Annotated in this window: 21 protein-coding genes; 7 read left to right on the top strand and 14 right to left on the bottom strand. The window is 70.5% G+C overall.

The genetic code is table 11. From position 1 onward, the window contains the following. Positions 1–135: 135 nt before the first annotated feature. Complete coding sequence (locus AC1DYN_RS27345; protein WP_477965004.1) at positions 136–1,161, top strand: phytoene/squalene synthase family protein; 1,026 nt, start codon at positions 136–138, stop codon at positions 1,159–1,161. Between the two features lie 21 nt (positions 1,162–1,182). Continuing rightward, positions 1,183–2,463 carry a glycoside hydrolase family 18 protein gene (locus AC1DYN_RS27340; RefSeq protein ID WP_477965002.1) on the top strand — a complete coding sequence of 427 codons (1,281 nt, stop codon included), beginning with the start codon at positions 1,183–1,185 and terminating at the stop codon, positions 2,461–2,463. Here the strand turns inward: AC1DYN_RS27340 and AC1DYN_RS27335 are convergent. Further along, positions 2,450–3,901 carry an NAD-dependent succinate-semialdehyde dehydrogenase gene (locus tag AC1DYN_RS27335; RefSeq protein ID WP_477965000.1) on the bottom strand — a complete coding sequence of 484 codons (1,452 nt, stop codon included), beginning with the start codon at positions 3,899–3,901 and terminating at the stop codon, positions 2,450–2,452. The genes AC1DYN_RS27340 and AC1DYN_RS27335 overlap by 14 nt on opposite strands. 140 nt (positions 3,902–4,041) lie before the next feature. Between AC1DYN_RS27335 and cynS the strand changes: the two genes are divergently transcribed. Then, complete coding sequence (cynS, locus tag AC1DYN_RS27330; protein ID WP_477964998.1) at positions 4,042–4,485, top strand: cyanase; 444 nt, start codon at positions 4,042–4,044, stop codon at positions 4,483–4,485. Here cynS and AC1DYN_RS27325 read toward each other — a convergent pair. Beyond that, positions 4,479–4,988, bottom strand: coding sequence for a hypothetical protein (locus AC1DYN_RS27325; RefSeq protein ID WP_477964996.1), 510 nt, complete (start codon positions 4,986–4,988; stop codon positions 4,479–4,481). The two genes, cynS and AC1DYN_RS27325, sit on opposite strands and share 7 nt — an antisense overlap. A 72-nt stretch (positions 4,989–5,060) precedes the next feature. Between AC1DYN_RS27325 and AC1DYN_RS27320 the strand changes: the two genes are divergently transcribed. Continuing rightward, a complete protein-coding gene (locus AC1DYN_RS27320) occupies positions 5,061–5,516 on the top strand; it encodes a hypothetical protein (RefSeq protein ID WP_477964994.1) in 456 nt (151 codons plus the stop codon). 91 nt (positions 5,517–5,607) lie between these two features. Here the strand turns inward: AC1DYN_RS27320 and AC1DYN_RS27315 are convergent, their stop codons facing one another. The 12 genes from AC1DYN_RS27315 to AC1DYN_RS27260 all read right to left on the bottom strand — a co-directional run bounded on the left by AC1DYN_RS27315 (position 5,608) and on the right by AC1DYN_RS27260 (position 19,407). Beyond that, positions 5,608–7,737 carry a TonB-dependent receptor family protein gene (locus tag AC1DYN_RS27315; protein WP_477964992.1) on the bottom strand — a complete coding sequence of 710 codons (2,130 nt, stop codon included), beginning with the start codon at positions 7,735–7,737 and terminating at the stop codon, positions 5,608–5,610. Positions 7,738–7,776: 39 nt separating this feature from the next. Next, a complete protein-coding gene (locus AC1DYN_RS27310; RefSeq protein WP_477964991.1) occupies positions 7,777–8,943 on the bottom strand; it encodes a serine/threonine-protein kinase in 1,167 nt (388 codons plus the stop codon). 3 nt (positions 8,944–8,946) lie between these two features. After that, positions 8,947–9,867, bottom strand: coding sequence for a PEGA domain-containing protein (locus tag AC1DYN_RS27305; protein WP_477964989.1), 921 nt, complete (start codon positions 9,865–9,867; stop codon positions 8,947–8,949). A gap of 171 nt (positions 9,868–10,038) precedes the next feature. After that, on the bottom strand, positions 10,039–10,767 hold the full coding sequence (gene phnF, locus AC1DYN_RS27300) for a phosphonate metabolism transcriptional regulator PhnF (protein ID WP_477964987.1): 729 nt from the start codon (positions 10,765–10,767) through the stop codon (positions 10,039–10,041). After that, on the bottom strand, positions 10,764–11,858 hold the full coding sequence (locus AC1DYN_RS27295; RefSeq protein WP_477964985.1) for a TIGR03364 family FAD-dependent oxidoreductase: 1,095 nt from the start codon (positions 11,856–11,858) through the stop codon (positions 10,764–10,766). The genes phnF and AC1DYN_RS27295 overlap by 4 nt, the downstream gene beginning before the upstream one ends. Beyond that, a complete protein-coding gene (gene phnX, locus AC1DYN_RS27290; RefSeq protein WP_477964983.1) occupies positions 11,855–12,697 on the bottom strand; it encodes a phosphonoacetaldehyde hydrolase in 843 nt (280 codons plus the stop codon). Before phnX ends, AC1DYN_RS27295 begins: the two co-directional genes overlap by 4 nt. Positions 12,698–12,699: 2 nt before the next feature. After that, positions 12,700–13,815 carry a 2-aminoethylphosphonate--pyruvate transaminase gene (locus AC1DYN_RS27285; protein ID WP_477964981.1) on the bottom strand — a complete coding sequence of 372 codons (1,116 nt, stop codon included), beginning with the start codon at positions 13,813–13,815 and terminating at the stop codon, positions 12,700–12,702. An 18-nt stretch (positions 13,816–13,833) separates the two neighbouring features. After that, the gene (locus tag AC1DYN_RS27280; protein WP_477964979.1) at positions 13,834–15,525 is read right to left on the bottom strand and encodes a putative 2-aminoethylphosphonate ABC transporter permease subunit; all 1,692 of its coding nucleotides are present in this window, start codon (positions 15,523–15,525) and stop codon (positions 13,834–13,836) included. After that, positions 15,522–16,634, bottom strand: a complete 1,113-nt coding sequence (locus AC1DYN_RS27275) for a putative 2-aminoethylphosphonate ABC transporter ATP-binding protein (protein WP_477964977.1) — start codon at positions 16,632–16,634, stop codon at positions 15,522–15,524. The genes AC1DYN_RS27280 and AC1DYN_RS27275 overlap by 4 nt, the downstream gene beginning before the upstream one ends. After that, positions 16,631–17,182 (bottom strand): phosphonate degradation HD-domain oxygenase, encoded by a 552-nt coding sequence (locus AC1DYN_RS27270; protein ID WP_477964975.1) that lies wholly within the window; start codon positions 17,180–17,182, stop codon positions 16,631–16,633. The genes AC1DYN_RS27275 and AC1DYN_RS27270 overlap by 4 nt, the downstream gene beginning before the upstream one ends. A 7-nt stretch (positions 17,183–17,189) precedes the next feature. Beyond that, the gene (locus AC1DYN_RS27265; protein WP_477964973.1) at positions 17,190–18,203 is read right to left on the bottom strand and encodes a putative 2-aminoethylphosphonate ABC transporter substrate-binding protein; all 1,014 of its coding nucleotides are present in this window, start codon (positions 18,201–18,203) and stop codon (positions 17,190–17,192) included. A gap of 133 nt (positions 18,204–18,336) precedes the next feature. After that, positions 18,337–19,407 (bottom strand): alkene reductase, encoded by a 1,071-nt coding sequence (locus AC1DYN_RS27260; protein ID WP_477964971.1) that lies wholly within the window; start codon positions 19,405–19,407, stop codon positions 18,337–18,339. A gap of 181 nt (positions 19,408–19,588) precedes the next feature. On the opposite strand from AC1DYN_RS27260, the gene AC1DYN_RS27255 reads away from it, so the two are divergent. From AC1DYN_RS27255 to AC1DYN_RS27245, 3 genes are all read left to right on the top strand, one after another. Next, on the top strand, positions 19,589–20,623 hold the full coding sequence (locus tag AC1DYN_RS27255) for a LacI family DNA-binding transcriptional regulator (RefSeq protein WP_477964969.1): 1,035 nt from the start codon (positions 19,589–19,591) through the stop codon (positions 20,621–20,623). Between the two features lie 153 nt (positions 20,624–20,776). Beyond that, positions 20,777–22,486: an alpha-amylase family glycosyl hydrolase gene (locus AC1DYN_RS27250; RefSeq protein ID WP_477964967.1), complete on the top strand. Its 1,710-nt coding sequence runs from the start codon at positions 20,777–20,779 to the stop codon at positions 22,484–22,486. 13 nt (positions 22,487–22,499) lie between these two features. Beyond that, positions 22,500–22,640 (top strand): ATP-binding cassette domain-containing protein (locus AC1DYN_RS27245; RefSeq protein ID WP_477965006.1); only part of this gene is annotated, 141 nt, incomplete at its 3' end.

The following is a 22,640-nucleotide window of genomic DNA, read 5'->3' as shown; positions in this document are numbered from 1 at the left end:
TCGTAGCCCGGATGGAGCGCAGCGCAATCCGGGAGCAGCCTGGCAAGTGACCGACGAATCCCGGATTGGCATCCGGGCGACCAGCCTGCTGTCTGTCGCCGGATGATCGCACCGGCCACGCTACATTGCGTGCCCATGCCCACTTCTTCCGATCTGCTGCTCGGCGAGCTGCTGAAGCGCGTCTCGCGCTCGTTCTACCTGAGCCTGCGCATCTTGCCGGAGGGCATGCGGGCTCCCGTCAGCCTGGCTTACCTGCTGGCGCGGGCAGCCGACACCATCGCCGACACGCCCGGCAGCCCCTCCCCGCAGCGGCTGGTCCGGCTGCAGCACCTGCGCGACCAGCTGAACGGCGGTGCATGGTCACCGGACGTCGAGGTTCCGCAGGATCCCGCGGAGGCCGCGCTGATGGCCGCAGTGCCGGATGCGCTGGCGCTGCTGGACCAGCAGCCGCCCAGCGACGCCGCCGACATCCGGCGCGTCGTGATGACCCTGACCGACGGCATGTGCTTCGACCTGCAGCGCTTCGAGGCCGGCCGTGCCGGTGCGCCGGTGCCCTTGCAGGCGATGGACGAACTCGACCGCTATACCTACCTGGTGGCTGGCTGCGTCGGCGAGTTCTGGACCGACGTCGCGGTGCGCCATCGCCCCGAGCTGCAGGCCTGGCCACATGACGCGATGGTCGCGAAGGGCGTGGCCTATGGCCAGGCGCTGCAGATGACGAACGTGCTGCGCGACGCGGCCGAGGACTTGGCCAACGGGCGCTGCTACCTGCCCGTCGAGGTGCTGGCGCGCCATGGCGTGCAGGTGGCCGACCTGCTCGACCCGACGCGACGCGATGCCGCGCGGCCGGTGCTGGCCGAGCTGAGCACGCGTGCGCTCGACGGCTACCGCCAGGCCGCCGACTACGTGCTCGGCATCCCGGCCGGCAGCCTGCGCCTGCGGCTGGCTTCGCTGTGGCCGCTGATGCTGGGCCTCGCGTCGCTGGAACTGCTGCTGACGGCGCCCGGCTGGCTCGACCCGTCGACGCGCGTCAAGGTGACGCGCGGCGCGGTGTACCGGATGATCGCGCGCTCGATCCCGACCTCGCTGTCCGATGCCGCGCTGCGGCGCTGGATGACCGCGGCGCTGCAGCGAGCCGATGTCGCGCGCCGCCTGGCCTGAACCCCCGAGAAGAGACTGCCCATGACCCGAATCCGATCGATGACCCTGGCCCTTGCACTGGCGGCCGGCGCCGCCGTGGCGGCCGAACCGTCCCGCCTCTTCACCGGCCAGCCGCGCGCCTTCACGCCCACCAGCGGCAAGGTCGTCGGCGTCTACGTGCCGAACTGGCAGCCACCCGAGCTGCTCGACCGCGTGCCGGCCGGCAACCTGACGCACGTGCTCTACGCCTTCCTGCACATCTGCGGCCCGGGCCAGCTGCCTCAGGACGCCGCGGCGTGCGAAGGCAAGGCCGACTTCCAGCTCGCCAGCTCCGCGCGCGAAGACCCGTTCGACGCCGCCTTCGCCCGCTTCAAGCAGCGCGCACCGCAGGCCCAGGTGCTGGCCTCGGTGGGTGGCTGGGGTGGCTCCGACCCGTTCTTCCACCTTGCCAACGACCCCGCGCGGCGCGCCGTCTTCGCCGCCTCGGCCGCGCAGTTCCTGCAGCAGCACCCGGCCTTCGACGGCATCGACATCGACTGGGAGCACCCCACCTCGAACGGCAGCGCCAACGGCGTCGCGCTCGGCACGCCGGCCGACGGGCAGGGCTATGCCGACCTGATGCTTGATTTGCGCCGCGCACTCGAGGGCCTGTCGGCGCAGACCGGCCGGCGCTACCTGCTGACGGCCGCGATCAACACCACCGAGTCGCTGGTCGCCAAGGTCCACCATGCCGATGCGGCCAAGGTGATGGACCTCGTCTTCATGATGACCTACGACTTCGCCGGCAGCTGGACGCCGCTGGCCGGTCACCACACGCCGTTGAAGAGCCCGACACCCGACAGCCACGACAGCCTCGAAGGCGCGGTGCGCGTGATGACGCGGGCCGGCGTGCCGGCGAACAAGCTGGTGGCCGGCGTCGCGATGTACGGACGCGGTTTCTCGGGCGTGAAGGGGCCGGGGCCGAACGGCTTCAACGGCGTGCCGCGCATCGGCATCTTCCCCGGCAAGGAAGGCGACATCACCTACCGCGAGCTGGCCGGCAGCTGGCTCGGCCCCCGCGGCGCCGGCACACCAGGCTGGCGCGTGGTGTTCGACAAGGCGACGCAGTCGTACGCGCTGTGGAATGCACGCGAGCAGCAGTACGTCGGTTACGACGACCCGCGCACCGTGCTGCGCAAGGGCCGCTTCGCCGTCGAGCACGGGCTGGCCGGTGTGTTCGCGTGGGAGCTGTCGCAGGACAACGGCGACATCCTGAACGCGATGAACCTCGGGGTCGGGCAGACCCCGGGCCCATCGGTCAAGCCATCGATCAAACGGCCATGATGGACACGCTCTTGGTGACCAGGTAGGCCTCCATCGCCTCCGGCCCGCCTTCGGTGCCGTAGCCCGAATCCTTCACGCCGCCGAACGGCATCTCGGCCACCGGCGCGGCCGGCTGGTTGACCCACAGCATGCCCAGTTCGAGGCGCTGCGCCAGCTGGTGCGCGTTCTTGATCGAGCGCGTGAAAGCGTAGCCGGCCAGCCCGAAGGGCAGGCGGTTGGCTTCGGCGATGGCCTCGTTCAGCGTCTCGAAGCTGCGCACCGCGGCCACCGGGCCGAAGGGCTCGTTGTTGAAGACGTCGGCCTCGAGCGGCACGTCGACCAGCACCGTGGGCGCGAAGAAGTTGCCGCTGCTGCCGATGCGTTCGCCGCCGGTCGCGACGGTGGCGCCGCGCTTGCGCGCGTCGTCGACCACCTTGGCCATCGCGCCGAGGCGGCGCGCGTTGGCCAGCGGGCCGAGCGTGGTGCCTTCGGCCAGGCCGTCGCCGAGCTTCAGCTTCTCGGCGTGCTTCACGAGCGCCTGCGAGAACTCGTCCTTCAGGCTGCTGTGCACCAGGAAGCGCGTCGGCGAGATGCAGACCTGGCCCGCATTGCGGAACTTGGCGCCGCCGGCGGCCTTGACCGCGAGCGCGACGTCGGCGTCTTCGGCGACGATCACCGGCGCGTGGCCGCCCAGCTCCATCGTCACGCGCTTCATGTGGCGGCCGGCCAGCGCGGCCAGTTCCTTGCCGATGGGCGTCGAGCCGGTGAAGGTGACCTTGCGGATCACCGGGTGCGGGATCAGGTAGGCCGAGATCTCGGCCGGGTTGCCGAACACCAGGCCCAGCACGCCGGCCGGGATGCCGGCGTCGACGAAAGTGGCCAGCAGCGCGGCGGGTGATGCCGGGGTTTCCTCGGGCGCCTTCACCAGGAAGGAGCAGCCGCTGGCCAGCGCCGCGCCGAGCTTGCGCACGATCTGGTTGATCGGGAAGTTCCACGGCGTGAAGGCGGCGACCGGGCCGACCGGCTCCTTCAGCACCAGCTGCTGCGCGGCCAGGTTGCGCGACGGCACGATGCGGCCGTAGACGCGGCGGCCTTCGTCGGCGAACCAGTCGATGATGTCGGCACCGGCCAGCACCTCGACGCGCGCCTCGGCCAGCGGCTTGCCCTGCTCCTGCGTCATCAGGCGGGCGATGCCGTCGGCACGCTCGCGCAAGAGCGCGGCGGCGCGGCGCATCACGTTGGCGCGCTCGTGCGCGGGAGTGACGCGCCAGGTCTCGAAGCCGCGCTGCGCGGCAGCGAGGGCGCGGTCGAGGTCGGCCGTCGAGGCGTGGGCGACCTTGCCGATGGCCGTGCCGGTGGCGGGGTTCAGCACGTCCAGCGTCTTGCCGCCGCTGGCATCGACCCATTGGTTGTCGATCAGCAGGCGGGTGTCGGGGTAGGTGTCGAAGGTGGCGCTCATGGGGGCTCTTTCGGGAGTCGTTGCGGCGGAAGCGGGGGATTTTCCGCCAAGCGCCGGGCGGGCGTGGGCGAAGGGGGCATGCCCCTTCGCCGAGCACGATCGTTGCTTGTCGTGGTGACCTACCCCACCCAGGAGATGCCATGAGCCGCCTCGACGTCACCGAGAAGATCATCGCGACCAAGGTCGCCAAGGGACTGAAATGGTCCGACGTGGCCGCGAAGGTCGGCCTGAGCAAGGAATGGACGACGGCCGCGTGCCTGGGCCAGATGACGCTGACGCCGCAGCAGGCCGGCGTGGTCGGCGAGATCTTCGGGTTGAGCGATGCCGAGCAGAAGTGGTTGTGCGTGGTGCCGTACAAGGGCTCGCTGCCGAGCGCGGTGCCGACGGATCCGCTGATCTATCGCTTCTACGAATTGGTCAGCGTGTATGGCACGACCTTCAAGGAATTGATCCATGAAGAGTTCGGCGACGGGATCATGAGCGCCATTGATTTCAAGATGGACCTGCAGCGCGAGCCGAACCCGGCGGGCGATCGGGTCAGCATCGTGATGAGTGGGAAATTTCTGGCGTACAAGACCTATTGAGACGGCACGCGCGGGCATGAATCGAGGGGTGGGTACTTGCCTTCTCTTTGATCCGGTATTTCGCCCGGGGCAGCCCTGCGCATCAGGTGCTGACCGGCGGCGAACGACAATCCCGGCGCATTGACGTTGAAGGACGTCAGTTCGATGAATCCTGCCGCATACGCATAGGCGACACCATCAACCACCGCGACCCCCCATGGCGCCTTCCACGCGGGCAGGTGAAATGAGCCATCGGCCACGGTTCGCGTGAAGGCGTACCCCATGCAGTGCCCGCCCGAGTGAAGTGTCGCCGTGTCGCCAGGCCCGCCGCCGAACCAGACGGCCATGACCTCCGCGTCCGGCAGAGGCTTGAATCTCCAAGTGGCCGGGGGAGCCTGGAAGTTCTCCACCTCGAGCACGTGCCCCAGGACTTCACGGCCACGCCTGGCATATTCCTTCAGACCCTGGGCCAGCAGCCAGAGCGAGGCGGCAATCGCAAGCGGGATCAGCACCAGTTTCTTCATCGAGTCAGCCGCTTCATATGTCAAGGCATCGAGTGTGCAACACTGGGTTCGCCTGTCATGGATCGACAACAGATGAAGTTGCTCCTTGCCCACTTGTATGGTCGCAACTCGCTCCGAAGGATTGCATGGGCCGCAGTCGCCGTGACCGTGTTGCTCGTCGCCTTGGCCGCATGGCATGCGAGGGACCAGGCGTCGAGCAGGAAGGCCCCCGAGGTTCGTGTCGAGGTGGTTGAAGTGGTCAATTTCGACGCGCGGCCGTCGCAATGGATCTATCGGCCACTGGCTGATGCCGAGGTGATGGCAGCGTGGATGGGCCTCGTTCCCCGAGAGCGGAGGAACGTGACGCAGGGCCGGGATTGCGTGGTCAAGCTCTTCGCACGAACCTCATCGGCGGGTACCGCGGTCTTCTCCGGCTGGACGGCACAACCCGGGACATCGATCGGGGATGGCTTGTCTGCCGCTTTTGTTCCGGGCTATGAAGAGGTCCTCCCGCTCGAGCGCGACGGCGACAGGTTCTCGCCGCGTTAGGGACTGCATGTGATGCGCCGCACCAGCGGAGCCGATGACGCCGTGGCCCGCCAGCGACGTTTGCATACCCGTACCACTGCGGGGAACAGCGCTAGAACCGGTAGCTGCCCGACACGCCGCCCAGCCAATTGCGCCCGGGAGCCGGCTCGAAATACCGCCCATTGCCTTCATTGACGATCACCGACCCTGCGTAATTGCGATCGAAGATGTTGTCGACCCGCGCGAAGCCGCTGAAGCGCCACGCGCCGAGCACCAGCACGTGTCCGACGCTGGCTCCGACGGTGGCTTGCCCGCCAGCGGCGTCCGTGTTCAAGTCGTTGACATACACCTTGCTCAGCGCGCGCAATTCCAAGTCCGCACGCCAGCCTTGCGGTGGCGCCCACGCCAGGCTCGCCTGCAGGCTGCTGCGCGCGATGCCCGGGATGCGCTGGCCTGACGCGATCTGCACGTTCGGTGCCGCGCACGGCGTCGCGGTGCAGGTCATGAAGGCCTCGCGGTAGCGCGCGTCGAGCCAGGTCAGCGCCGCCTGCGCCTTCCACGGTTCGGGGAGCGCGGCGACGGCGCCCAGCTCCAGCCCGCTGCGCCGCGTGCTGCCCGCATTCTGGAAGGTCGATCGCCCGCCGGTGTTGGTCAGCGTGACGATCTCGTCCGAGGTACGGGTCTGGAACACCGCCGCATTCAGTTCGCCGAGACCGTCGAAGCGGCTTTTCACGCCCAGCTCCAGGCTGCGGCTCGTCGCCGGCTGCAGCGTGAAATTCAATCCGGTCGCGCCGTTGGGCCGGTAGCCCAGCTCGTTCAGCGTCGGCGTCTCGAAGCCCTTGCCCGCTGTCGCGTACAGGTGCAGCGACGGGCTCAACGCCCACAGCACGCCCAGCACCGGCAGCGTCGCGCTGTAGTCGGCGCGGCCGCTGTCGTCCGGGTTGGCACCGGCGATGTAGTTGTCGTGCGATTCGAAGCGCACGCGGCTGTGCCGCACGCCGGCGTGCAGCGTCCAGTCGGCGCTCGGCTGCCACGACGCCTGCACATAAGGGTCCAGGTTGTTGACGAAGTTGGTCTCGTCTCGCCGCATTGCGCCGCGCTGGCCGCGGTTCGGCGCCGTCGCATCGCCGGTGAAGTTGAGGTACCCCTGCCGCAGCTCTCGCAGCCGGTCGTAGGCCAACCCGCCGACCAGCGTGACCGGCTGGTCCGCCAGCTGCGTCTTCGTGGTCCAGCGCCAGTCGGTGCCGCTGTAGTCGCGCCGCAGGTCGATGACGCCGCCGGGATGCAGCGGGTTGGCCTGCGTCGCGACCGGAATCGACTGGAACTGCTCGGTGCGGCGATGCCCGCCGTACACCATCACCCGGATCGAGTTGATGGCCGACAGGCGTCGCTCGACCACGATGCCGGCCTGCGTCTGCGACACCGTCTTGCGGGTGTCGAAGTCGGTGGCCACCGCGTCCACGCCGCGCGGGTTCGCGTCGAAGCCGGCGCGCGTCAGCCCGAGCGGATCCTGCGCCAGCGGCAGCGCCACGCTGTTCAGCACCACGGTCCACCGGGTGTCCTCGTCGGCGCGCCACACCAGCTTCGCGTTGCCGATGTCGCGTCGCGCGGCGCTGTGGTCGCGGTAGCCGTCGGTCTCGAAATGGCTCGCGCTCAGCAGGTAGCTCAGCCGGCCTTCGGCACCGGACAGCTTGGTGCTGGTGCGCATCGCGCCATCGCTGCCGGCAGCGATGCCGAAGCCGAGCTCGGGCCGGCCCCGGCCTTCTTCGGTGAAGACCTGCAGCACGCCGCCCGATGAATTGCCATACAGCGCCGAGAACGGCCCGCGCAGCACCTCGATGCGTTCGACCGAGTTCAGGTCGACGTTGCTGATCTGCCCCTGGCCGTCGGGCAGCGTGGCCGGGATGCCGTCGACGTACAGCCGCACGCCGCGGATGCCGAAGGTCGAGCGCGCGCCGAAGCCGCGCAGCGAGATCTGCACGTCCTGCGCGTAGTTCTGCCGGTCGCGCGCCTGCAACCCGGGCACGCCGGCCAGGCCGTCGGAGAGGTTGACCTGCAGCCGCCCATCGCGCAGCATCTCGCCGTCGACGACGTCGATCGAGCCGGGCACGTCGAAGCGCAGCGTCTCGGTGCGGGTGGCCGTCACGGTGACGGGGGGCAGCACCTGTTGCGCGCCGGCCTGGCAGCAGGTAAAGGCGAGCGCGTGAAGCGCCAGGGCAGCGGGCAGTGCGCGGTGGTTCATGCGGCGGGCGGGCAAGCGGTGAGCCGCCCAGTATCCGCCTTAGCCGAAGACGATCGCCAGGCTGGTGAACAAGGCCGCCGCCAGCGTCGCCGCCAGCAGCCACGGACCCTTGCGCCAGCGCTTGCGCGGCGGTGGCGGCGGGGCCAGCAGGTCGCCGCCGCGCAGCCGCTCGATCGCCGCGCTCGAATCGAAGCGGCGCGACACCGACAGCAGCGCCATGTCGGGTGCGAACGACGCGCGCGTCATCGACTGCGTGGTCGCGAAGCTCTGCGCGAGCGGCGTGAACGAGGTCATCGACACGCCGGCGCTCAGCGGCGCATCGGCGTCGGTCTCGTCGTCGGGCGCGCCGGTCAGCCCGCTGCGGCAGGCCAGCAGGTCGGCGGCCAGCGCCTCGGCGCTCTGGTAGCGGTCGGCCGGGGCCTTGGCCAGCGTCTTCGCGACGATCAGGTCCAGCACCACCGGCACCTCCGGGTTCAGCCGGCTCGGGATCGGCGGTTCGGCGTGGCCGATCGCGTACATCAGCTGGTTCACGTCGGCGCCATTGAAGGGCGTGGTGCCGGTCAGCATCTCGTGCAGCACGACGCCGAGCGAGAAGATGTCGGCCCGGTGGTCGATCTCGTTGCCGGCGATCTGTTCCGGCGACATGTACTTGGGCGAGCCGAGGATGGTGCCGGTCTGCGTGATGACGTCCGAGGTCGGGATGCGCGCGATGCCGAAGTCCATCAGCTTCGCGTGGCGGCCGTGCACCAGCATGATGTTGGCCGGCTTGATGTCGCGGTGCACGACGCCGCGCGCGTGCGCGACGCCGGCGCCCAGCGCCACCTGGCGCACGATGTCGACCGCCATCGCGAGCGACACCCGCCCGCTGGCCAGCCGGTCGCGCAGCTCGACGCCTTCGAGCAGCTCCATCGCCAGGTAGGCCCAGTCGCCGTCGCGGCCGACGTCGTACACCGTGACCAGGTTCGGGTGGTTCAGCCCGCCGGCGGCGCGGGCCTCTTGCTGGAAGCGCACCGCGTGCTCGGCGGCGGCGTCCTCGCCCATGTACAGCGTCTTCAGCGCGACCGGGCGGCCCAACTGCTCGTCATCGGCGCGGTAGACCACGCCCATCGCGCCGCGGCCCAACTCCGACTGGATGCGGTAGCGGCCCAGCTGGGTCGGGATGCGCGGGTCGATGTAGGTGTGGATGACGGTGTCCGGTGAGTTCATGGCTCAGCCCCCGAGCTTGCGGCGCAGGTCTTGCCAGAAGCCCGGCTTGGCGGGCTTGGCGGCCCTGGGCGGCTTGGCGGCGACAAAACGGTACTGCAGCGTGATGCGTTCGCCCGGCGAAACCTGCACCTCGGTACTGTACGGCGGGAAGCCGTTGGCGTTGAACTCGATCGTGTGCGGGCCGGCGGCCAGCTCGATCTGCGTGAGCGGCGGCGTGCTGCCCTTGCGCTCGCCGTCGACCGACACGTCGGCCTGCGGGCGCACGTCCAGCACGATGACGGCCGCCTGCGGCACGTCGTGCCACTGCTCCAGGCCGTAGCGCACCGCGATGCCGCCGCCGATCAACAGCGCGCTGCCGATCACGCCGGCCAGCAGCAGCCGGCGCTGGTACTGCAGGCTGGCCTGCGGGTTGATCGCGAACAGCTCGTGGGTGCGCACCTGGTCGTCGATCGAAGTGCCGGCCAGTTCGAGGCGGCGTGCCGCGCCGGGCGAATTGACGTCCAGCGCGTCGCGGAAGCTGCGCGTGGCCAGCATGCGGCCGGGCTTGGCGAAGGTGGCGATGGCGGCGGCGGTGCTCAGGCCGTCGCCCATCAACGCCGGCTCGCCGTGGGCATCGGACACCAGCTTGACCGCGCCATGGTTCAGCCCGACCACGCAGCGCCGGCTGCGGCTCTTGCGCGCGAGGCGCTGCGCGACGTCGAAAGCGACCAGCGGATCGGCGGTGATGACGATGGCCAGGCCGTCGCGCGCGTCGAGCACGATGCGCTCGCTGGCTGGAACCGCGTCCAGCGCATCGGCGGCGCGGGCTTCGAGCCGGGCCTTCAGCGTCGCCTGCTCGGCCACCGAAGCGCTGCCGAACTCCCGGATGCGGGCGAACACGACGCTCGCAGGCTTCGGGGTCGGATCGCGGAATTCTTCGGGCATCGGCGGGCGCGGGCGTGGGGGTGGGGCGATTGGAAACGCATTTGAGCCTAACACCGGGCGCATGGTGCAACCGGTTGTGCCATACGTCACGCCGATAGCCAGTGATTGCTTTCGGCGGGTTTGGATTGGCGCCTCGTGGGCCGGCCAGCCAGCGATGGGTGCATTCCCGCCTCACGGCTCCACGATCACCTGCACCATCGCGCTGTTGAACCGCGAGATCCCGTACTCGATCGGCCGCCCCGCGGCGTCGACATAGACGCTCTCGACGTACAGGATCGGCGTCGCCGCCGACTGCTTCAGTTGCCGCGCCACCGCCCGCTCGGGCAGCTTCGCGGTGACCCGCCCGAGTCGGCGTTCGAACTCGCCGACGCCCCATCGTGCCAGCGCCAGGTGCGTCTTGCCGAGCTCGCGGTAGGCCTGCGCGATGCCGGCAAAGCGCGGCAGCGGAAAGTACTGCGTGCACACGCCCACCACCTTGTCGTCCACCACGTCCAGCGAATCCACCTGCACCACGCGGCCACCGGCGGGCAGCTCCAGCAGCGCCAGCACGTCGGCCTCCGGCACCAGCTCGGCGTCGTGCGTCAACCGGCTGCTGCCGACGCGGCGCGCCTTGGCCAGGCTGTGCGCGAAGCGGCTGCGACGGCCGAGCGCGTAGTCGATCGCTTCCTCGCGCACGAAGGTGCCGCGGCCGTGCAGCACCTCGACCAGCCCACGCTCGGCCAGCGCCTTGACGGCCTGGCGCACCGTGTGGCGGTTGACGCCGAAGCGGCCGGCCAGCTCCAGTTCGTTGGCCAGGCGGCCGGTCAGGCGCCCGCCGAGGATGTCGTCGGCCAGCGCCTTCTCGATCTGCAGCCAGATCGAGACGCCCGCGCTGCGCGAGATCGGCAGGCTGGTGCTCATGAATCCAGCACCTGTTCCGCCAGCGCCGGCGAGATGCTTATCCCGACCCCGGCGGTGATCGCCACCGCCTGCACGCCGGGCGCCGGCTGCAGCACCTCGAACGGCCGCGGCCCGCTCGCGTACACGCCTTGCCAGCGCTGCAGCACGCGCAACGGCTGGCCCAGCAGCGCACCGGCCAGCGCCAGCAGCAGCTCGTCGATGCGCTCGTCGTGGAAGGGCGCGACGGTGTCGCCATAGCGGTGCGAATCGCCCACCACCAGCTCGCCGCGCTCGCCCAGCTGCTGCACGATCAGGTGGATGCCGTGTTCGGCCAAGGCCGGCGTGTCCTGCCGCACCCGGTCCCGCAATGCCTCGATGCCGTCCACGCCGACGAACGACGGGTAGTGCAGGCACGACAGGCCGGTCAGCAACGCGGGGCCGTAGCGTGGCCCCGGGGCCGCCAGCCGCAGCATCTGCAGCGCGCAGCGCTGCAGCCCGAGCGGCGCGAAGGCCTCGGGGTACAAGGTCTGGAAGTCCGATCCGCTGCAGACGATGGCGCGGTCGGCGGCGAAGCGCCCGCGGCTCGTGTCGACCTGCGGCAAGCCGATCGCGTGGACCTGCGTGTCGAAGTGGAATTCGACGCCATGCCGTTCGGCCAGCCACCGTGCCAGCGCCGGGATCGCCTCGCGCGCCTCGAAGGCGATCTCGTCCGGGCTCCACAGCCCGCCGATGCCGTTCAGCTGCTGATCGGCGATCTGCGCGGCCGTCTTCAACTGCGTCGCGTACCGGCCGCCCCGGGCCGCCTGGAAGGCCTGCAGCAGCGCCCATTCATCGGCGGTGCGCGCCACCGTCAGGCTGCCTTCGGCCTTGTGCCAGGCCCCGATGGCCGGCAGCAGCTCGAGCCACAGCACCCGGCTGCGCCGCGCCAGGGCCAGCATCTCGCCTGCCGGCTGGCCGACCACCAGCCCGAGCCCGAAGTTGCGCACCGACGCACCGACGGCGCGCGCATCGCGCTCGAACACCGTCACCTGCCAGCCGCGCCGCACCGCCGCCCAGGCATGCGCCAGCCCGGCGACACCCGCGCCGACGATCGCCAGCCGGCCGGCGCTCACGGCCGCTCGCCGCGCGCGAGCCGCGCCTCGATCTCGTTCAGCACGGCCGGCAGGTCGGCCACGCTGTCGATCACCCCATGCGCGCCCGCCTGCGCGAGCTTCAGCGCCGCGCGGCGGCGATGCGCCTGCACCTCGGCCGGCGCCAGCGCCTGCAGCTCCGGCAGCGTCAACCCGGTCTCGTTGCCGGACAGCGACAGCCCGATCGTCCACATGCCGGCCGCCAGCCCTTCCTCGATGCCCGGCACCGTGTCGTCGACCTTCACGCACGCGGCCAGCTCGTCGATGCCCAGCTCGATCACGTTGGCCAGCGCCATCCACGGGCCGGGGCGGCCACCGGGCTTCAGGTCGTCGGTGGCCACCGCGTGGTCCAGCCGCAGCCCTTGCGCGGCGGCATGCGGCAGCAGCCTGTCCATCACGACCCGCGGGTAGCCGGAGCACGAACCCAGCTTCAGGCCGCGCGCGCGCAGCGCCGCAACCACCTCCAGCGCGCCGGGGATCAGCGTCGAATACTGCGCGACCCGCTCCACCTGCAGCGGCATGAAGGCGGCATAGAGGCCGTCGACGTCCGCGCGCTCCATCGCGCGGCCGAAGCGCGCCTGCCAGCGCGCGGCCACGCCGGGCTGGCGGCCCAGCGCCTGGATGTGGTCCCACTTGGCCAGGCCCATCGGCACGCGCGCCTCGGCCAGCGAGATCTCGATGCCGAAGCCGGCAAAGGCGTCGATCAGCACCTGCGTCGGCGCGAACGAGCCATGGTCGACCAGCGTGCCGGCCCAGTCGAAGACGACGGCCTGCAGCGGGCCCTGGTAGCGGCGGATGTGGCGGCAGGGTGTGGAATGCATGGTCAGCGGGAGGCTTGAAGGTCCATCTCGTCGAGCGCGTGGCCGATCGCGTCGACCGCGTGCTCGATCTCGGCGCGGCCGATGGCGCCGATGCAGCCGACGCGGAAGGTCTCGAGCGCGGTCAGCTTGCCGGGGTACAGCACCACGCCGCGCGTCTTCACGCGCTGGTAGAAGTCGCTGAAGTTCCAGCGCGCATCCTGCGGCGCATGCACCGTGACGATGATCGGCGCCTGGATCGCCGCCGGCAGGAAGCTGCGCAGCCCGAGCCGCTGCAGCCCCGCCAGCAGCGCCTCGCAGTTGGCGCGGTAGCGGGCCAGGCGTGCCGGCTGGCCGCCCTCGGCGTCATATTGGTCGAGCGCCGCGGCCAGGGCGGCCACCACGTGCGTCGGTGGCGTGTAGCGCCACTGGCCGGTCTTCTGCAGGTAGCGCCACTGGTCGTGCAGGTCGAGCGACAGCGAATGCGCCCGACCCTGCGCCTGCGCCAGCGCGCTCTCGCGGGCCAGCACATAGCCCATGCCCGGCACGCCTTCCAGGCACTTGTTGCTGCTGGCGATCACCGAATCGAAGCGCAGCGTGCGCGCCGACAGCGGCAGCGCGCCGAAGCCGCTCATCGCGTCGATGATCAATCGCCGGCCGGCGCGCTCGACCACCTCGGCCACCGCCGGCAGCGGGTTCAGGATGCCGGTGCTGGTCTCGCACTGGATCACGCCGACGTGCGTGATGCCGGCATCGGCGGCCAGCGCATCGGCCACGCGCGCCGGGTCGACGGCATTCGTCTCGCCGAAGTCCAGCACCTGTACCGCGCGGCCCATCACCTCGGTCAGCCGCGCCATGCGCTGGCCGTAGGCGCCGTTCACCAGCACCAGCAGCTTGCCGTCGCGCGGCAGCAGGCTGCCGATGGCCGCCTCGACCGCGAAGGTGCCCGAGCCCTGCAGCGGCACGCAGACGAAGTCGTCGCCGCCATCGATCAGCGCCAGGAGCCGCCGGCACACGTTGGCCGTCAACGCGTTGAAGCCGCTGTCCCACGAGCCCCAGTCGGTCAGCATCGCCATCTTGGTGGCCAGGCTGGTGGTCAGCGGGCCGGGGGTCAGCAGCAGGGGTTCACGCATCGAAAGCATCCGGGTTGCAACAAGGGATCAGGCACGCCAGGCCTGCGAGCGTCGGCCGAGCCAGGCGGCCAGCGCGTTGATCAGCAAGGTGGCAAGCAGCGAGCTGGCGACGATCAGCGTCGCCATCGCCGCCGCCGCGGCGGTGTCGCCGGCGTCGTCCATGCTGAGCACCGCGATCGACGCCAGCGTGGTGTCGGGCGTGTAGAGGAAGACCACCGCGCTGACCGTCGTCATGCTCGAGACGAAGAGGTAGCGCGCGACGTCCAGCAGCGCCGGCAGGCTGATCGGCAGCGTCACGCGCAGGCAGGCCGTCCACCACGGCCGCTTCAGGCTGCGCGCCACCGCCTCGATCTCGCCGTCGATCTGGCGCAGCGCGGTCACCATCGCCAGGTGGGCCGTCGTGTAGAAGTGGATCACCGTGGCCGCCACCAGGATCGCGAGGCTCCCGTACAGCGCATGCAGCGGGTTGCCGGGGTGGTTGAAGAAGAAGATGTAGCCGAGCCCCAGCACCAGGCCCGGCACGGCCATCGGCAGCAGCACCAGTGCGCGGATCAGCGCGGCCGGTGCGCGCGGAGCCGGTGTCTTCAGCGTCAGGTAAGCGGTGGCGAAGACCAGCAGCGTGCCGCCCAGCGCGGTCAGCGTCGCCACGCTCAGGCTGTTGCGGAAGGCGCCCCAGCCGCCGCCGTCGACATGGTCGAAATCGAAGTGCGCGAGCGTCGGTGCGAGGTTGTACGGCCACAGCTTGATCAGCGAGGCCGCGACCGCGACGCCCAGCAGCGCCAGCAGGAACAGCGCGGTGGCGCCGCACACGATGCCGAGCACGACGTCGCGCACGCGGTTGCGTCGGGCCCGGTAGGCCACCGACCGCCCGCTCATCGACGCGCCGTGCCGCCGCGCGAGGTGGCGCTCGACGAAGAAGCTCAGCAGCGCCGGCAGCAACAGCAGCAGCCCCACCACCGCGCCCTTGCCGAAGTTCTGCTGCCCGATGACCTGCTTGTAGGCTTCGAGCGCCAGCACGTTGATCTGGCCGCCGATCACCTTGGGCACCCCGAAATCGGTGACGACCAGCGTGAACACCACCATGCCGGCCGACACCAGCCCGTAGCGCGCATTCGGCAGCGTGATCGTCAGGAAGCGGCGCAGCTTGCCGGCGCCCAGCGTCTCGGCCGCTTCGTAGAGCCGCGCGTCGGCCACCGCCAGCGCGGTGGCCAGCACCAGCAGCGCATGCGGGAAGGTGTAGAAGACCTCGCCCATCACGATGCCCAGCGGGCCGTAGATCGGCGTGCCGCCGAGCCACGACTTCAGCAGGCCCTGGTTGCCGAACAGGTAGACCAGCGAGATCGCCGGCATCAGCGACGGCGCGAGCAGCGGCGTCAGCGCGACCAGGCGCCACGCCGGCCGGCCCCACAGGCGCGAGCGCGTCAGCGCGAACGCGAAGGCCAGCGCGAGCGGCAGCACGACCGCGGTGGTGGCCAGCGCGAGCAGCACGCTGTTCGACACCGCATCGCGCAGCCGTGCTTCGGCGAGCAGCGACGTCAATTGCGCGAGCCCGGCGAAGCTGCCGTCCGGCGCCTGCACCGCCTTGACCAGGATGGCCGCGAGCGGTGCCGCGAGGAACAGCACGAACACGCCAGCCAGCAGCCACACCGCCGCGGCGGCCAGGTGCTCGTCGGGGCTGCGCAGCGTGCGCGGCCCTCGCGACAGCGCGAGCGCGCTCACGGCGGCGTCGCCTCGAACAGCCGCAAGCGCTCCGGCTGCAGCGTGACCGGCACGCGCTGGCCCGGGATCAGCGCGTGGAAACCGGCATCGTTGGGGCCCAGGTCGGCCAGGATCTCGACGTCGTGCGCGGCGCACAGCGACAGGCTGGCGCGGCGCACGCCGCCCATGAAGTCGACGCGGTCGACGTGGGCCATCAGCGTGTTGGCGCCGGGCAGCCAGTGCGGCTGCACGCGCACGTCTTCCGGGCGGCAGAACAGCGTGGCGGTGGTGGCCGAGGCGTCCAGCGTGTCCTCGCAGGCGATGCGCACGCCGCCCAGCTGGAACGCGCCGCGCGCATCGCGCTGCACCGGCAGCCAGTTGGCGCGGCCGACGAAATCGGCGACGAAGCGGCTGGCCGGTTGGCGGTACACCTGCTCGGGCGTGCCGACCTGCTCGATGCGGCCCTGGCTCATCACCGCGATGGTGTCGGCCAGCGCGAGGGCCTCTTCCTGGTCGTGCGTGACCATCAGCGTCGTGACGCCCAGCTTGCGCTGCAGGCTGCGCAGCTCGCGGCGCAGGTGCTCGCGCACCTGGGCGTCGAGCGCGGACAAGGGCTCGTCCAGCAGCAACAGGCTGGGCGAGGTGGCCAGCGCCCGCGCGAGCGCGACGCGCTGCTGCTGGCCGCCCGACAGCTGGGCCGGGTACCTGGCGCCGGCGCCGGCCAGGCCCACCAGGTCCAGCAGCTCCTGCACGCGGCRCTGCTTCGCGGCGCGGTCGGTGCGCAGGCCGTAGCCGATGTTGGCCGCGACGTCGAGGTTGGGGAACAGCGCGTACGACTGGAACACGATGCCGTAGTGGCGCGCGGCCGGCGGCAGGTGGCCGATGTCGCGGCCGCCCAGCCACAGCGTGCCGGCGTCCTGCTGCTCCAGCCCCGCCAGGATGCGCAGCAGCGTCGTCTTGCCGCAGCCCGAGGGGCCGAGCAGGCAGACGAACTCGCCCTGGCGCACCGCGAGGTCGATGCCGGCAAGTGCCGTGAAGCGGCCGAAGCGCTTGGCGATGCCGTCGAAGCGCAGCCAGCCGGCGTCCGCATCGACCAGGGCCGCGCCGGCGTGGAAGGCCTGCGGTTTCATGCGCGGGCCCGCAGCAGCGTGTCCAGGCGCGGCAGGAAATGCGCGAGCGGCGGCGTCCGCAGGCCGACCACCTTGGCCGCATCGTCGTGCCGCCGCAGCCGGATCGCGCGCGCGGCCTGCGGGTGCGCCGCGAAGGCCGCGGCGGCCTGCGGCGTCATCGGGCCGCCTTGCAGCGCCAGGCTGTGCTTCGACGCATCGGACAGCGCCGCCGCATAGCCGGGCTCGACCGCGCACAGGTAACGCTTGGCCTCGACGTGCAGCCCGATCGGCTCCACCACGTCGGCCGGCAGCCAGGGCCGCAGGAAGGGCAGGGCGATGTGCTGGTGCAGGTCGTCGATGCCCTGCGCCAGCTCATCGTGGCGCTGTGCGCTGAGCAGGTGGCCGAGGTCGTGCAGCAGGCAGGCGACGACGAGCGCGTCGTCGTCGCCCTGCTGCTCGGCCGCCCAGGCGCTCTGCAGCGCGTGCTCGGCCTGGCTGATCGCCTCGCCGCCGTACAGCGACGCGCCTTCGCGCGCGAACAGCGCCTCGATCGCGGACGTCGTCAGCACGCGCGCGTCACTTCTTCGGTTCGGACTTGCCGTCGTAGCGGCGCGTCCATTCGGCGAGGATGCGTTCGCGGTTGGTCGCCGACCACTTCAGGTCCTGCTTGATCAGCAGTTGTTCGTAGTTGGCGGGGATCAGCGGGTTGGGCTTGGCGACGCCGGGGTAGGCGACGATCGCGAAGTTCTTCTCGTACAGCTCGTTGGCGCTCTTCGAGGCCGACCAGTCGGCCAGCCTGCGCGCGGCGTCCAGGTTCCTGGTGGCCTGCATCACCGCGGTGGCTTCCACGTCCCAGCCGATGCCGTCCTTCGGGAACACCAGGTCGATCGGCGCGCCTTCTTCCTTCAGCTTGGCAGCGCGGTATTCGAACGCGATGCCGATCGGGAACTCGCCGGCGGCGGCCTGCTTGCAGGGCTTGGAGCCGGAGTGGGTGTACTGGCCGATGTTGTCGTGCAGCTTGTCCATGTAGGCCCAGCCGTCCTTCTCGCCGTACATTTTGAGCCAGGCGGTGACGTCGAAATAGCCGGTGCCGCTGGAGGCCGGGTTGGGCATCACGATCTTGCCGCGGTACTCGGGCTTGAGCAGGTCCTTCCAGGTCTCGGGCTTCTTCAGGCCGATCTTGGCGGCCTCGACGGTGTTGAAGCAGATGGCCGCGCCCCAGACGTCCATGCCGACCCAGCTGGGCACCTTGGCATCGTCGACGTAGGTCTTGTTCAGCTTCTCGACGCCCTTGGGCGTGTAGGGCTGCAGCAGGCCTTCCTTCTCGAGCACCAGCAGCGAGCTGGCGGCGACGCCCATCACGACGTCGGCCTGCGGAGCGGCCTTCTCGGCCAGCAGCTTGGCGGTGATGATGCCGGTGGAGTCGCGCACCCACTTGATCTTGATGCCGGCGTTCTCGGCCTCGAACTGCGCCTGGTAGGCCTTGATCTGGTCGGCCTCGAGCGCGGTGTAGACGGTCAGCGTGGTCTCGGCGTGGACCAGGCCGGCGGCGAGCAGGGCCAGGGGCGTGAGGAGGTGGCGAGCGTGCATGGGGACTCCGGGGTGGGACAACCGGAGTCACTGTAGGAACGCGGTGTGACGTCGTCGTGACGTCTAGATGACTGGTTACCCAGTGTTCGTAGCCCGGATGCCAATCCGGGACCGCACCACACCTTGGAGCGACTTACAGCACGGCGTAGTCGGTATAGCCCTTGGCACCGGGCGTGTAGAAGGTCGACATGTCCGGCGGATTGAGCGGCGCATTCTTCTGCATCCGCTCGACCAGGTCGGGGTTGGCCAGGAATGGCTTGCCGAACGCGATCAGGTCGGCCTGACCCGCCTGCAGCGCCTGCTCCGCCTTCGCCCGGTCGAAGCCCCCCGCCAGGATGTACGGCCCGTCGAAGGCCGCGCGCAGTGCCGCCTTGCTGCTGGCCGGCACCGGCGGCGCGCCCCCTGCCGAGTGGTCGAGCTGGTGCACGTACAGCAGGCCGAGTGCCGACAGCTCCTTGACCAGCGCGAGGTACTGTTCATCGACGCCATCGAACGTGCCGGTCGCGTTGAACGCGCCATGCGGCGACACCCGGATGCCGACCTTGCCGGCACCGATGCGCGCGCTGACCGCCCGTGCCACTTCGAGCGCGAAGCGGTTGCGCCCGGCCGCGCTGCCGCCGTAGCCGTCGGTGCGCTGGTTGACGTTGGCGTTCAGGAACTGCTCGATCAGGTAGCCGTTCGCGCCGTGCAGCTCGACGCCGTCGAAGCCGGCCGCGATCGCCAGTTCGCCCGCCTTTGCGTACTCGGCCACGGTGTGGTCGATGTCCGCCTGGGTCATCGCACGCGGGACACTGTGCGGCTGCATGCCCTGCGTGTCGGTGTACATCTGGCCGGGCAGCACCGCCGCCATCGGGCCCAGTACCTCGGCACCGGCCGGCAGGTTGGCGATGTGCGTGACACGGCCGGTGTGCATCAGCTGCACCACGATCTTGCCGCCGCGCGCATGCACGGCATCGGTGACCAGCTTCCAGCCGGCCACCTGCCTGTCGTTGAAGAGCCCGGGGATGCGGGCGTAGCCGAGCCCGTTCGGCGACGGCGACGTGCCCTCGGTGACGATCAGCCCGGCACCGGCACGCTGGCCGTAGTACTCGGCCATCAGGGCGTTCGGCGTGCTGGCCTCGACGGCGCGGTTGCGCGTCATCGGCGACATCACGGTGCGGTTGCGCAGCGACAGTGAGCGCAGGGTGGTTGGTTCGAAAAGCATGGGGATGTCCTCGGGGGATGGCAGGATGGGGCCGGAATTCGTCTGAAAACGCCCGGCATCGTAGGACTGCCGCCATCCGGCTGTCGGTGGTTGTCAGGAGGCCTTTTGAGGCCGAGGCCATTCGCGAAGCCGATGCATGCGGCGGCCGTCTGCGCTAAGGGGGGTCGGTATAGTCGATCCGATGCCGAAACCCGCTCCCGAACGTTCACGACTCACGCTGGCCGACGTGGCCGCCAGCCTCGGCGTGAGCCGCACGACGGTATCGAACGCGTTCAACCGGCCGGAGCAGCTGTCGAAGGACCTGCGCGAGGAGATCCTGGCCCGCTCGCGCGAACTCGGCTACTACGGCCCCGACATGATGGCGCGCGCGCTGCGCCGGCGTGAGTTGCGCGAGGTGGCCGTCGTCTTCCACCACGACCTGCGCTATGCCTTCGGCGACGAGCTGAGCCTGGATTTCCTGCGCGGCGTGACGCGCCAGCTCGACCTGCGCGGCCTGAGCCTGCAGCTGATCCCCAAGCTCGGCCGCCAGCTGCTGCTGCAGGCCGCGTTCCAGACCACCGCCGACGCGCTGATCGTGCACGCCGAGATCGGGCCCGAGATCGTGCCGCAGGTGCAGGCGGCCCACAAACCCATCGTGCTGGTCGACACCCAGGTGCCGGGCACGCCGTCGGTGTGCCTGGACGACCGGCAGGGCGCCGCACTCGCGATGGGCCATGCGCTCGCGGCCCGGCCCGACGCGGTGCTGGTGATCGGTTTCCCGCAGGACGAGGCGGAGCGCGCACGCGCCCTCTGCCCTGACCCGGCGCGCAGCCCGTTCATCACCTCCGAACGCCTGAGCGGCTACGCCCACGCGGTGCGCGCGCATGGCTTCGACGCGCGCCGCGTCTTCTGGGCCCACGTCGACGACAGCGAGCCCGAGGCCGCCGCCGCGCAGGCCGCGCAGTCGATGCGCGCCGYGCTCGCGCCCTACCGCCGCCTCGCGCTGGTCGCGATGAGCGATCGCATGGCGCTGGCCGCGCGCGCCGTCATCGTCGACTGGCCCGGCACCGCGCTGGTCGCCACCGTCGGCTTCGACGACATCGCCGCGGCCCGCACCGCCGGGCTCACCACCGTGCGCCAGAACGCCATCGCCAAGGGCGAGACGGCGGTGCGCATCGTGCTCGATGGCGAGCCGTCGGCGCTGCTGCCGCTGGAACTGATCGTTCGCGACACCTGATCCGGCGATCCGGGTTTTGCCTCCCTGAAGATGCGGGTAAACCCGCTCTTTCTCGATTCAGAAGCCCCGTTAGAGTGGCGGCCACCCTGCAGCAGCCCGGTATTTGTAGTCGGACTACATCTTTCGTGCGGCAGTCTTCTGAATCCGAACCGCATGACCGACCTCGCCACCGCGCCGCCCCGCACCCCCGTTGCCCTCGCCGCCGCTCCCCGCCGCGCCGCGGCCGATCCCGCCGCCTGGTGGCGCGGGGCGGTGATCTACCAGATCTACCCGCGCAGCTTTGCCGACCACGACGGCGACGGCGTCGGCGACATCGCCGGCATCATCGACCGCCTGCCCTATGTCGCGAGCCTCGGCGTCGACGCGATCTGGGTCTCGCCGTTCTTCCGCTCGCCGATGAAGGACTTCGGCTACGACATCGCCGACTACCGCGACGTCGACCCGCTGTTCGGCACGCTGGCCGATTTCGACCGGCTGATCGCGCGCAGCCACGAACTCGGCCTGAAGCTGATGATCGACCAGGTGCTGTCGCACACCTCCGACCAGCACGCCTGGTTCCAGGAAAGCCGCGCGAGCCGCGACAACCCGCGCGCCGACTGGTACGTGTGGGCCGACCCGCGCCCGGACGGCACGCCGCCCAACAACTGGCTCAGCGTGTTCGGCGGCTCGGCCTGGCAGTGGGATGCGCGGCGCCGCCAGTACTACCTGCACAACTTCCTGGCCAGCCAGCCCGACCTCAACTTCCACTGCCCCGCGGTGCAGCAGCAGGTGCTGGCCGACATCCGCTTCTGGCTCGACCGCGGCGTCGACGGCTTCCGCTTCGATGCCTGCATCTTCCACTTCCACGACCGGCTGCTGCGCGACAACCCGCCGGCCGAACGGCGCGACACGCGCAGCGTCGGCGAGAGCAACCCCTACGGCATGCAGCGCCACCTGCACGACAAGACGCAGCCGGAGAACATCGCCTTCCTGCAGCGCGTGCGTGCGCTGCTCGACGAGTACGGCGCTGCCAGCGTCGGCGAGATCGGCGACGACGATTCGCTGAAGACCATGGCCGATTACACGCGCGGCGGCGACAAGCTGCACATGGCCTACAGCTTCAACCTGCTGACCGCCGAACGCAGTGCCGCCTACATCCGCCAGCAGGTCGAGGACCTGGAGGCGCAGATGCACGACGGCTGGGCCAGCTGGTCGTACGGGAACCACGACGTGCCGCGCGTGCTGACGCGCTGGGGCGGGCCTGGGGCCGGCGCGCCCTATGCCAAGGTCGCGATGGCGATGCTGATGTGCCTGCGCGGCAGCGTCTGCTGGTGGCAGGGCGACGAACTGGGCCTGCCCGAGGCGGAGATCCCGTTCGAGCGCGTGCAGGACCCGTACGGCCTGGCGTTCTGGCCCGAGTTCAAGGGCCGCGACGGCTGCCGCACGCCGATGCCGTGGGTGCAGTCGCAGCCGCACGCCGGCTTCAGCCAGGGGCGCGACGTCGAGCCGTGGCTGCCGGTGCCGGCGGAGCACGCGGCGCGTGCGGTCGACGTCAACGAGTGCGACGCCGCATCGCCGCTGAACTTCATGCGCCGGCTGCTGGCCTGGCGACGCCGGCAACCGGCGCTGCGGACCGGCGACATCCGCTTCGTCGATGCGCCCGAGCCGGTGCTGGCGCTGGTGCGCTCGCCCGAGACCGATGGAGACGGCGCGACGCTGCTGTGCCTGTTCAACCTGGGCAGCGAGCCGATGAGCTTCGAGCTGCAGGTGCCGGCGACGACGGCGGTGGCGACCGAACTCGATGCCGCGCTGCAAGGCCTGCGCACCGGCCGGCGCATCACGCTGCCGGCGCACGGTTTCTACTTCGGCGAGTTCGCCGGCTGAGGGCGGCACGACCATGGCCGACCTGCAACTGAAGTCGCTGCGCAAGGCGTTCGACGACGTGGTGATCCTGCCGGGTGTGGACCTGGAGATCCGCGACGGGGAGTTCATGGTCTTCGTCGGCCCGTCGGGCTGCGGCAAGTCGACGATGCTGCGC

The organism is Rhizobacter sp. P2_D12 (assembly GCF_056404395.1).
Note: the sequence above shows the minus strand (reverse complement) of the source record. Positions and strands in the feature narration are given on the sequence as shown.